Here is a 12019-nt window from a genome sequence, read left to right as displayed (position 1 = left end):
CTACCAGACCGAGAAGCTGCTGGCGGACAGCGCCGACAAGGTCCCGGCCGACGTGAAGGCCGAGGTCGACGGCGCGCTCGCCGAACTGAGGGAGTCCCTCAAGGGCGAGGACACCTCCGCCGTCCGCGCCGCGACGCAGAAGGCGGCGGCAGCCGCCCAGAAGATCGGTACGGCCCTCTACGCGCAGCCCGGCGGCGCCCCCGGCACCGGCGGCAGCGCGGACGGCGCGGCCGGCCCGGACGAGGACGTCGTGGACGCCGAGATCGTCGACGACGAGCGGTCGGCCAGGCAGAGCACCGGATCATGAACGGCCCGGCCGCCCTGCGGCGCCCTGCCGCAGGGCCGCCCCGGGCACCCGGCGGTGCCGGCGCGCCCCGAACCTCCTACGGCCCCTCCTGCCTCGGACCCGGCCCGCAACGGAAGTCCCGTGTGCGTCCTGGGGTCACTCAGGGCACGGAGCTCGTGCGGGTCGGCTCGTTCCCGCGCGCCGGCGACGAGCCGGTCGGCCAGGGTGGGCCGGAGGCGGTCTTCCGCCGCCCCGGCCCAGGCTGTTCACTGGCCGCGTCCCGGCCGTTCCGCCGTGCAGGAGGCTGTCATGAACGACCCGCACCCGGCCGCGAAGACGGACGTCCTGGTCGTCGGCGGGGGTCCGGCCGGAGCGACGACGGCCGCACTGCTAGCCCGCGAAGGCTTCGCTGTCACCCTGCTGGAGAAGGCCCGCTTCCCCCGCTACCACATCGGCGAGTCCCTCCTGCCCTCCCTGCTCCCGCTCCTGGACCTGCTCGGTGCCCGCCAGGCGGTCGAGGCCCACGGCTTCGTACGCAAGCGGGGCGCCTACTACGACTGGGGCGGCCAGCAGTGGGCCCTGCACTTCGACCACCTGGGCCCCGAGGCCCCTTACAGCTTCCAGGTCGTCCGCGCCGACTTCGACCACGCCCTCCTGGACCACGCCCGCCACCAAGGCGTACGCGTCCATGAGCAAACCGCCGTGGGCGCCGTGGCCTTCCACGACGGCCGGCCGCGCTCCGCCACCTGGACGGCCCCTGACGGCCACCAGGGCAGCACCGCCTTCACCCATCTGGTGGACGCCTCGGGCCGGGCGGGCCTGCTGACCGCACGCCACCTGCGCCTGCGCCGCTTCCACGACGCGTTCCGCAACGTCGCCACCTGGGCCTACTGGCAGGGCGTCGCACCCGTGCCCGGCGCACCCGAGGGCGCGATCTGCCTGTACTCCCTTCCCGACCACGGCTGGTTCTGGGCCATCCCCCTTCACGACGGCACCCTCAGCGTCGGCCTGGTCACCGACAAGCGCTCCTTCGCCCAGGCGCGCACGGAACTCGGTTCCGCCCAAGCCCTCTACACCCACCACCTGGCCCGCACCCCCGCCCTGGCCGACCTCCTGGCCGACGCCCGCCAGGCCACCGGCGTGCGCGTGGAGAGCGACTACTCCTACGTCTGCGACCGCTTCTGCGGACCCGGCTGGTACGCCGCGGGAGACGCCGCCTGCTTCCTGGACCCCCTGCTCTCCACCGGCGTCCACCTCGCCATGCACAGCGGCCTGCTCGCGGCCGCCTCCATCGCCGCGACGCTCCGCCACGACACCACCGCATCCCGAGCGGCCGCCTTCTACCAGGCCGCCTACCGCCACGCCTACGAACGCCTGCTCGTCCTCGTCGGCGCCTTCTACGACATCCACCAGGGCCGCGACGCCCACTTCCGGCGCGCCCAGCAGCTCAGTCACCGCGACCAGAAACCCCTGCGCCTGCACGAGTCGTTCCTGCACATCGTCACCGGCGTGGAAGACCTCCACGACACCCAGGACCACGCCGTCCCCCGCCTGTTCGCCGCCCTGAGGGACCCCCTGCCCGGCCACAGCCCCGTAGGCCTGGGCGGCCACGGCGCGAGCCGGATGACGCCCTGGCCCACCACGCCCGACCACGCGGTCGCCGGGCTACGCCTGGTGCTGCGGCCCCACCTGACCTTGCGCAGCGCCGAAGGCTGACCGGCCGCGAGGCGCGGGGCACCGGACGCGGGGCGCGGGGCGCCGGACGCCGGACGTGGGGCGCGGGGCGCCGGTCAAAAGCCTCAGGCGGCGGGTGGGTCGGTGGGGGGCCAGGCGGCCATGGCGAAGGTGACGATGCGGTCGAGGTCCTGGCGGGTGGCGCCGTCGCAGGCCTGCTGGTTCATGCCCTGGACGACTGCCGCGACGTAGGCCGCGAGGCCCTCCGCGTCCGTGGCCGGCGGAAGAAGACCCGCGTCGACATCGGCGCGGATGCGGGCGGCGACGGCCTCCTTCGTCCGTTCGCGCCGGTCGCGGAGGTCGTCCTTGACCTCCTGGGCGCCCGGACCGCAGTTGGTGGCCGCCGTGATGACCAGGCAGCCCGGCGGGTGGGCCGGGTCCGTGTAGTCGACGGCAAGTCGCCGCAGCATCTCCTCCACGGCGGTGCGGGCGTCGGGGCCCTCCAGCGGGCCGGCGCCGTGACGGGCGAGGTAGAGCTCGACGGCCTCGGCGAACAGCTGCCGCTTGTCGCCGAAGGCCGCGTACAGGCTGGGCGGGTTGATGCCCATCGCCTTGGTGAGGGAGGCGATGGACGTCGTCTCGTAGCCGTGGATCCAGAACTCGCGGAGCGCGACGGCGAGTGCCTCGTCGCGGTCGAAGGCGCGCCGGGGCTTTCGCGCCCTCGGCCTCTCGCCCGTTCCCGTACTGCCGGTCTGGGTGGTGTTCACGGCGCCAGCATACCCGGCATCTGTAGCGGTCGCTAAAGAAGCTCTGCTACGGTCCTCGACGTCACAGCTTTAGCGATCACTAAAGGAGCGGTCATGACGCTTGGTTCCGCACGCCCCGGACTCCTGCTCGTGCACGGTGCCGGCGGCGGCATCGAGGCCAACTACGGGCCGATCATGGAGGGGCTCTCCGCCCGGCACACCGTGGTCGGGGTGGATCTGCCCGGCGCCGGGAACACCCCGCGCTCCCCCGTCCCCCTGGACGCCGACGCGCTCGTGGACGAGATGGTCGCCGCCGCGGACGAGCGGGGGCTCGACCGGTTCTCGGTCAGCGGCTACTCGCTGGGCGGCCCCCTCGCCGTACGGCTCGCGACGCGGCACCCCGAGCGGGTCGGCGCACTCGTCCTCAGCGCCACGTTCGCGTACGCCGACACCCGCACCGAACTGGCCGCCTCCATCTGGCAGCAGCTGTACGAGTCCGGTCAGCACGTGCTGATGGCGGAGTACCTGAACCTGATGGCCCTGGCCGCGCCCACCCTCAATGCGCTCACCCCCGCCCAGGTCCGGGCCGCCGCGGCCGGGCTCGCGCCGCTCGTGCCCACCGGGACCGCCGAACACGTGGACCTCGTCCGGCGCATCGACGTACGTCAGGACCTCGCCGGGATCGCCGTGCCGACGCTCGTCGTCGTCACCACCCTCGACCCGCTCGTCGCGCCCGGCCTCCAGCGGGACCTCGCCGCTGCCGTACCGGGCGCGGAGGTCGCCGAACTCCCCACAGGGCACCTGCCGTTCGCGGAGAACCCGGCGGAGTGGCTGCGGCTCATCACCGACTTCCTCGAACGGTTCTGACATCGTCCGACGCCCGGGACGAGGGTGACGCGGAAGCGGAGCCGGCAGATCACCGCGTCCGTGGCGCGGCGAACGGCGTGGGCGACGACCGCGCCGCGCCGGCTCCTTCGAGCGCCCCACCCGCGGCACCTCCCGCCCGCCTCCCCCTCCCCTGAGTCGCGCTGGTCGAAGCCCCGCCCGGAGCCGGTTCACGGGTGGCGTCCCCCGGGCAACGGAGTGGTGGAGCCGTGCCAGTCGGGTGACCTCGTCCTTGCGACCCGGCAGGTTTCCGGCATGTGCGGTGGCGCCTGTGGCTTCGTGTGCGGCATGACCTCTCCCCGCCACCCCCGCCGAGCGCGTCTCCTCGCGCTCGGGGTCGCCGCCATGGCCGCGCTGCCCATGGCGGGCTTCTCCGCCACCGGTGTCTCCGCCGCCCCTGCCGTCGTCTCCGCCCCGTCGCCCACGGACGGCGACGGGGCGGAGGTGCTCCGCGACCGCACCGTCCCGCTCGCTCTCGACGCCTTCCGAACGCTGTGCACCGGAGCCCCGTTCGGTGCCCCGCGCGCATGGACCTTCGACTTCTTCGACAACATCCGCCTCACCGCCGTCGAGGACGGCATCGACGACGACGGGGGCACCCGCACCTGGTCCGGCCATGTCCAGGGGAGGCCGGACACCAGCGTCATCGTCTCCCTGCACGGAGTCTGCTCCACCGACCGCACCCCGCCCGGCACCGCCCTCGTCGAAGTCGTCGCCGACCTCGGGGAGCACGTCTACCGTCTGGAGACCCTGCCCGGCAGCCCCCCGCGCGCCCGCATCACCGAGGAGGACCCGGCCAAGCGGCCGCACCACGCTCCCGACGACCTGGCGGTGGCCCCGGCGGCGCGCACCGCTCCCCGCAGCTCCCTCGCCGGACGGGCCGAGGCCACGCCGCAGAACCCGGCCGTCATCGACGTCGTCGCCGGGTACACCCCCCTCGCCGTCCAGCGGGCCGGCAGCGAGCAGCAGGTCGTCAACACCATCTACTGGGCCGAGCGCAAGATGAACGAGGCCCTCGCCGACAGCGGCGTCCCGGCCAGCATCGACATCATCGGCACGTACAACACCCACTACACCGGCAACAACACCTCCTCGCTGATGTGGAGCAAGCTGAGCAACCCGCAGGATTCCGAGCTGGGCGCCGCCGCCGCCGACGCCCGCCGCCGCTACGGCGTGGACCTGGTCACCGTCGTCAACAGCGTTCCGGGCCAGTCCTCCGGACAGGGCAGCCTGCCGGTCCGCGGCAACTTCGATGAAAGCCTCGCCTTCTCCGTCGTCGACTACGACTCGCTCACCGGCTGGTACAACCTGGGCCACGAGATCGGCCACAACCTCGGCCTCTTCCACGACCGGCGCACCCTGTCCCAGCAGGTCCCCGACGGCAGCTGGGTCAAGGAGCTCAACACCCCCTACGGGACGGGCTGGATCACCTCCGACGAGCAGCACACCGACCTCATGGCTTACGCCACCTCCTGCCGCCGGCCATGCCGCACGGAGAACGTGTACTCCGACCCAGGCCTCAGCATCTACGGCCAGCCCCTCGGCAACGAGAGCAACAACAACGCCAAGCTCGCCCGCCTCACCACTCCGATCGTGGCCGGCTACCGCTCCCTGACCGTCCCCCGAACCCGCTACGCCCTCACTCTGGAAAGCTCCGAAGGCGGCAGCGTCCGGCCCTCCGTCTACGGCCCCTACAAGCCGGGCACGGTCGTCGCCGTCACCGCCACCCCGGCCTCCGGCTACCGCCTGGCGGCCTGGATCTACGACGGCCGACAGTACGGCCCGAACGACCAGGTCAACGTGACCATGGACGCCGCCCACACTCTCGGGGCGGTCTTCATCGAGGCCTGAGGCCGGGCCCGGCCCCGCCGCCACGCGCCACCACCGACGTGCTCCCGACCGACCATCGGTTCAGCGCACGGCGACCGACGCACGGAAGGCCGTCCTCCCCCGGATGAGAGAACGGCCTCCGACCTGCGTTTCCGCACTGGTCGTCGGAGACCCCACTGCGGGCCGACCGGGGGGGGCGTCATCAGTGCCGCGTGGCTCCCCGCCCGCTCGCAAACGGGCGGGGAGCCAGGAAGAAGAGGGTCAGGAAGGATCAGCGGATCGCAGCTTCTCGGCTCGGCGTCGTTGCTCTCGGACAGCCTCGCGCCAGGGCCAATGGCCTTCCACACCCCAGCCCTCGCGGCTCCCGGGTTGCCAGTCAGCGAGCTCTTCCAGCTGGTTGACGACCGCCAAGATGTCGACCGGAGCTCGGTGTGGCCGACTGTCGTCCAGCTGCCTGGTGATGTCGTGCAGGCTGTGCGCTGCCCGGTAGTACGAGAGCTGGGTGTCGGTCAGCCGGCGTACGGCGTAGCCGCCGCACTTGCTGCACCAGTCGAAGTCGTCACGGGCCAGCAGATCGGCCACCGTCAGGAGGTCGTCGCTCGCCACAACGCCCCGCTCCCGTGTGTGCCGACACAGGGGCGAGTGGCCCTTGCCCTCCAGCCGTGGGTCCGCGTTCGTGGTGTAGATCTGAGCGTGGCGCAGCACGCCGAGAGGAAGACCGCTGCCGCTGCGCCAGCGGTCACCGTTGGGCGGGCGGAACGGGGAGAGGTCAAGCCGAGCAGGCGCGAGGAGGCCTTCCCAAACGGCTGGGGGCAGGGTGGAGGAGCGGCCCGTGTCGAGGGTTCGCAGATCGGAGACGCCGCGTGCCATGGCGAGCAGGCGCAGGTTGTGCTCCTTGGCCCGGTCCCCGCGTGGCCAGCGCACCGCGTCCTGGGCTCCGGCCGTAAGGCTCAGGGCGGCGCCGAACCCAGGCTGCCGTGCGTCGCTTGGGTCTGACGTGTCTGGCGCGAGGGCGACCTGCTCGACCCACGGGCTGATCACGCTGTTCGGGAGGTCCGAAGCGCTGGCCACGATGACCCCGGTCCAGCCCTGGGCGAGTCTCCGCTCGATGGCGTCGAGAGACAGGACTTCGGCGCCGCCGCCCGTCGAGAAGACGATGTACAGCTGGTCGGCCGCGTACGAGTAGGCACGCAGGGCCCGGAGGTGCGCCAGGGTGACGGGCTGGCGGGCGAAGACCTCGGAATCGTCAAAGATCCCGGGGCGGAGGGTATCGGCCTGCTCCCGGACATCGGCCTCGATCGGTGCGTCTTCGGTGCCGCCCGGGACGCAGGTGATGCTGCCCGACATGGCTAGGAGCCGGTCGGCGACGAGTGGGGGAACCTTCAGAGTCAGGATTCCGCGGCTCCAGTCGGCATGGACGGCCCAGGTCACCAGCACGCCCGTGGTCCACGGATCCATGCCCTCGAGGACGTCCGCCGTGCCCTCACCCGGGCGCGCAGGCTCCTCCTCGTGCTCCGGTAGACGTGCTGTGATGAGCACCGTCGGTTCCATGCCCGTCGACTCGGCTACTGCCCGGGCTTTCTCCTCCCAGGACCGAATCAGACGGGCGGCACCGGCCAGGGCTTCGTCATATCCCTTCTTGTTGGACCTGATGTCCCGTACGAGGTGGTGACCAACGATCTCCCGTGAGTCCGGTCCTTCCCACCCTCGCTCGGCGTCGTACTGCCAGCGCCTCCAGAGCGCGCTCAGCCCGGCAGAGATCTTCCTGCCGTCGCCGAGCACCGCGAAGGCCGGGTCGCCGGCCGGCAACTGAGGTGTCTCCAGTGTCGCAGCCGCAGCAGCGACGACAAGCCCTGCCGGATCCACGAAGAGAGCCGCCTGCTCCCGCAGAGTGGCGAGGTAGCTCTCCTTCACGACCACCTTCGGCCTTGCCCAGTCCGTGAGCCATTGGAAGTGAGCGATGACAGCCTGTGACCGGTAAAGGCTCTCGGCTGCGTGACGCCAGAGGGACAAGACCCGGTCCTGGAGCTCCTCGGCTTCCCCGCGCGCCTCCCGCCGGCTGTCGTCGTCATCCGCTTCCGGATCCGGATTCGCGCGCAGGAGCTCGGCTGCGGCTCGTACCTCTTCCTGAGTCCAGTACACGTCCTCGTCCGGCTCTGCATAGGCCTGCAGTTGGTGGAGCAGTCCTGCTCCACCAAGTGCGCCCATGAAGATGCCCAGCCCCGTCGTCGGCCGGACCCTCGGCCCCCAGTCCGCGCACCCAGAGCAGAATCTGTCCACGACGGCCGCGTTCAGCGGGACCGCAGCAGTCGTTACGTTGGACGTTCGCAGTTGGCCACACTCCCTGCGGACGTGCAGTTTCGCGTTCTTCCCCCTGGCCGAGTGGACCGTGATCTCAGTCCCTTCGAACGGCCCGAGCGGTACCTCGGCTGTCAGCATGCGGTCGCGCACGTAAGGCCCCCTTCTCCTGCCTCGCGAGCTTACGACCGAGCAGTGACACCTGCCGCTGGACAGAGAATCTCCACCCCTAGGGTCGGCCAACCCATGCGCTCAGTTGTCTCCCGGCCGTGGTGGCGGCCACGCCTGCAGCCCATAGGGACTGACGTTAGTTCGTGGGCTGTTCCAGGCGCCAAGGATCCGTAGTGAGGTGACGCGCTCCTTCCAGTCGCCCTCGATCACCTTCTTCAGCTCCCGGTTGCCGCCCTAGCGGGGGGCATCGGGTACCTCACCAGCGACGACCCGCAGGCACCTGGCAACCGGCTCTTCGGCGCCCTGTCACGCGGGACCCCTCCGTCACCCCGGCGCTGTGAGGCCCGGTCCGGCTGGGCGGTCGGCGGATCGGCTGACAGAGGCTCTGGGGGTCCCCTTCCGCTGCGCCGCCTCGGGTGACCGCTTCGGCGGTCGGTCACCTCGTCTGGGCATAACTCATAGTCCGCCTCGGCAGAGAGGGCAGCAAGGGGCCGCACCTCCCGAAAACCCGGAGGTCACACCTGGATCACCAGTTCTGGTGAAGCCCGGTACGCGCGGCCGGAACTGCAATGCGGTCGGACTCCGTGATCCCAGTCCACACTTGCTGGCTGATACCTGACCAGACGTGCCGGGCCCAGGGGTTGCGCTGTAGTACGGGCCAGCCACCGGGGTTGGCGGCCCGCCCTGGTGTCGTCGGAGACGCGTCTGAGCCCGCGGCTTGGTTCCCGAGGCGATCCACGCCGCGGACCGCGTCGCCCGGCCCGCCGCCGAGAACCACCTGAGCCGGGCGGATCAGGAGCCTCGTGGTCCGTGAAGCAAGCAGCCATCCGACGAAAAGCACGGCGGATCATCGGTCATCCTTACAGTGTCCTGGTAGACCTGCTCCCAGCCCTCGGCGTCGTACTCGTGGACGACGACCGGCTCAGCAGCGGACATGCCACCCTCCACCGTGGTGATGAAAGGGAAGCGGTGCCGGGCCGCGATAACGCGGCAATCCGTGAACGGTGGAAACGCCACACAAGGGTTCAGCCACAGCCGGGCAGTTCCGTCGACATCGCCGTCCAGGGCCAGGAACCGGTGCTCGACGAGCCAACGGATCTCACCCCTCAGGGTCGGAACATCAGTTCCCAGAGCCTCAGCATGGCTCGTGAAGTCGAAGAAGACGGGCGTGTCACCCCGTAGAGAGCCGGCGATCCTCAACAGCACCGGGAGGTTCGACAACTCCGGCTTCTCCTCGCCCTCCTTGGCTGCGAGGTGTCGGCGAAGGAAGTCTGAGGCCAGCAGGCCCGGCCCGGTGGCGCTGCCGAAGTCGCACGTGCAGGTGGTCATGCTGTGGGAACGGCCGGTCCGGAGCTGCCGATTCCGGAAGCGAGCGATGATTCGCTCAAATGGCCTACGCGCTACTCGAATCCCTCAGGGCCGCGCTTCGCGTTCCAGTGCCTCAGCGCATCTTGGGCAACCAGATCACGGGACCTTGCAACGTCTGTGCGACCTACGTGTGTTGTCCGGGGACGTTGGTGACAAGCGTGCGCGGAGATCTCCGACCGGCGCCGCGCCGCCGACCTGCACAGCCGCACCGACGTGCTGTCGCGGCTGCTCCAGGCCGCGGCTGGGTTCTTGAAAGGGGTCAGGTCGACGACGCACCTGCGTTCACATAGGTCATGGCTCAACGGCAGCACGGCTTCGGGACGGCTGGTACGCGCACAGATCCGGAGGATTCGAGTGCTTCTGCGGACGCTGGCGATTCTCGCGAAGGGTTCTTGGTCGGCCCGTCTCCGCTACGGCGAGGTGCGCGCTGCGGTGAGTCGGTCGCGGAGGTCCGCGATGTCGAGACCAAGGCGGTCGGCGACTCCCGCAACGCAGGTGTCTGGGAGTCGCGAGGCCAGCCGGATGGCGTCCTCGTCCCATACGCATTCGAGCGGCGTTCCGGTGGCAAGGAAGGCTCGGGCCTGTGCTGCGGCATCGTCTACGAGAGCATGCAAGTGCTCGGCACGGGGTGCGGGAGGAGGAGGTGGTGACCAGGTTGGAGGACATGGCGCTTCAGCACCGGTGTCGGGAGAGTAGTGAGGGATCGGTGGCAGGTCGGGGCATTCTCGGTACCCGGCCCAGGTGTGGTGGGCCGAGAGCTGCGTCTTCGGCTTGGCCTCGGTGCTCGCGCCCGCTGGTGGGTGGTCGCCGGCCTGGTGGTGGGGATGGGGCAGGCCGCGCAGGACGGCGAGGTCTTGGGGATGGGTGACGAGCCTGTCGGTAAGGACGTGGACTAGGGCGGCTGCGTGTCGGCAGGGGCATGCCGTGCCGCAGGTGCAGATGAAGCGGAGTTCGGCGGGGTTTGGCACCAGGGGTACGCCAGCGGTGTGGTCCGGGTCGGCAAGGCACTTGGGGAGAGCGTTGTCGCCGTCTTGGTAATGGTGCTCGCACCAGGGCGAGGCTGCGCAGATTGCTGCCGTTTGATCGGCGGTGAGGGGCGGCAAGAGGATGCGCGGAGTTGGACAGCCGGGGCATCGAGCGCCTCCGTATCACACCAGGACGCATCACCGGCATCATGACTGCACGCAGCAGCGGGGCAGAACTCCACACGGCTTGGCCGAGAAGGCTCACCACGGCACCCTGCAAAGCAGCCTTCTTGCTCGCGCGGGAGACGGCCGCGCCGTGAATACGCTTGGTCTGAGCGCGCCAGCCAGCCTGAACCACGAACAGGTCAGTACCACTGGCACCCAGCTCCCGGACCACGAGCGCGGTCGGAGCGCCCGTGTCCTGGGCATGGGAATGCAGCACCGACGTGGCGAGCTCGGGCCGTGCCGTCACCACCGCCCAAGCCGCCGCAGTCGCCTGCTCGGCCAGGCGCGATTCGCTGAACCGGAGAAGAATCAGACGCAACTCCTTCACACCCAGCCGGCCGTTCCCGGCCCGAACGGCTGCCTCGGCAGCCAACTCAGGCGTGAGGTGCCGGGCAGCATGCGCCTTCTCCAACAGCCGGGAGAAAATCGAGGGCTCGAGAGCACTGAGATCCACCCGGGAACCGGACGATGGGCGCGGCACCTGGACCGGCTGAGCAGAAGAGACAGTCGCCACGACGAACCTTCGCGAGAGCACGAGGCCTCACCAGACCGGCGAGGCAATCACTACCAGTAGTCGATGGTTACAGCTCGTGCGCGCCTCTGGGGATCACAGCATGGCGACAGTGCCATCGAATGACCCGAACGTGTTTCCGTGACGTCTTCAACTTGACGATGCGCCGTCGCGGCAGTCCGTCACCCCACGAATACCGCTCCTGGGCCGCCCGACAACAGACCGATACTCAGAGTATGAATGCACCGCCGCAGAAGGCGTCATCTTGTGCCAACGCCCGGTAAGTGACTCCTTCCCACCCATTGAGCCGGGCTGCGAGCCGCGTCTCGGCTTCATCCGCGAGGTAGGCGCGCACCATGTCTTTGCCACCGGCACCGAGCATCGCAGTCAGCTGGCGGCGGATACTGTGCACAGTCCGGTTGGCTTGGACGGCGAATAGCCTGGCCAATCCGAACAGCTTGAAGTGATACGTGGTTCGCTCGATAAGAATGTCCTCCCAGTGGGACGGAGGGCTGACGAAGAACTCCAGCCACACCGGACTGCTATCGGCGACCTGGGCATGCAGCCAGGCGTCTTGGTCTATGCGGTCCAGGTAGGGATGGAGCAGGGTGGTCTCGGCATCCGCTGGAATGCGTTCACCCTTGACATGGTTGCAGTCTGCGCAGGCTGGCACCAGATTCAGCGGGTCTACGCACAGCGCAGGGAACAGTCTCTTGGGTAGGAAGTGGTCCAGGGTGCGGACCATCCCATGCCCACACATAGGACACCTTTCGTCCGGCGCGGCGGCCAGAATCTGCTCGTAGACGACCCGCCCATCCTTGGAACCGACCATTCCGTTTTCGTACACCCATCGCACCAGCTCCCCCGGTGCGATCCCCGGCACAGTGAACTCTTGGCCATCCAAGTCATGCAGCGTGCCAAGACTTGCGGCTTCTCGGAAGCGCTCGCCTGCTGCGTCCACGCTCACGCGGGCCGTGACCAGCTGCTGACGCCGCTGCGCATCCCTGGTGCCGCGCACACATGTTTCGTAGCTGTCCCGAGCCGACAGAGGGGGTGGGTC

Annotated in this window: 7 protein-coding genes and 1 pseudogene; 4 read left to right on the top strand and 4 right to left on the bottom strand. The window is 69.9% G+C overall.

Going from position 1 to position 12019, the window contains the following annotated elements:
• Positions 1-307 (top strand): annotated as a pseudogene (gene dnaK / locus LG632_RS10540) (molecular chaperone DnaK); the annotation flags it as partial.
• A gap of 288 nt (positions 308-595) precedes the next feature.
• Positions 596-2002: an NAD(P)/FAD-dependent oxidoreductase gene (locus LG632_RS10535; protein WP_226726650.1), complete on the top strand. Its 1407-nt coding sequence runs from the start codon at positions 596-598 to the stop codon at positions 2000-2002.
• 83 nt (positions 2003-2085) lie between these two features.
• Here the strand turns inward: LG632_RS10535 and LG632_RS10530 are convergent, their stop codons facing one another.
• The gene (locus LG632_RS10530) at positions 2086-2727 is read right to left on the bottom strand and encodes a TetR/AcrR family transcriptional regulator (protein ID WP_226726649.1); all 642 of its coding nucleotides are present in this window, start codon (positions 2725-2727) and stop codon (positions 2086-2088) included.
• Between the two features lie 93 nt (positions 2728-2820).
• On the opposite strand from LG632_RS10530, the gene LG632_RS10525 reads away from it, so the two are divergent.
• Complete coding sequence (locus LG632_RS10525) at positions 2821-3573, top strand: alpha/beta fold hydrolase (protein WP_226726648.1); 753 nt, start codon at positions 2821-2823, stop codon at positions 3571-3573.
• 306 nt (positions 3574-3879) lie between these two features.
• Positions 3880-5442: an InlB B-repeat-containing protein gene (locus tag LG632_RS10520; RefSeq protein ID WP_226726647.1), complete on the top strand. Its 1563-nt coding sequence runs from the start codon at positions 3880-3882 to the stop codon at positions 5440-5442.
• A 240-nt stretch (positions 5443-5682) separates the two neighbouring features.
• Here the strand turns inward: LG632_RS10520 and LG632_RS10515 are convergent, their stop codons facing one another.
• From LG632_RS10515 to LG632_RS10505, 3 genes are all read right to left on the bottom strand, one after another.
• On the bottom strand, positions 5683-7629 hold the full coding sequence (locus LG632_RS10515) for a hypothetical protein (RefSeq protein ID WP_226726646.1): 1947 nt from the start codon (positions 7627-7629) through the stop codon (positions 5683-5685).
• A gap of 1053 nt (positions 7630-8682) precedes the next feature.
• Positions 8683-9219, bottom strand: a complete 537-nt coding sequence (locus tag LG632_RS10510; protein WP_226726645.1) for a hypothetical protein — start codon at positions 9217-9219, stop codon at positions 8683-8685.
• 1969 nt (positions 9220-11188) lie between these two features.
• The gene (locus tag LG632_RS10505; protein ID WP_226726644.1) at positions 11189-11977 is read right to left on the bottom strand and encodes an HNH endonuclease; all 789 of its coding nucleotides are present in this window, start codon (positions 11975-11977) and stop codon (positions 11189-11191) included.
• Positions 11978-12019: the final 42 nt, after the last annotated feature.

Source organism: Streptomyces antimicrobicus (genome assembly GCF_020532625.1).
GTDB lineage: Bacteria > Actinomycetota > Actinomycetes > Streptomycetales > Streptomycetaceae > Streptomyces > Streptomyces antimicrobicus.
This window is presented reverse-complemented; position numbering and strand designations above follow the sequence as displayed.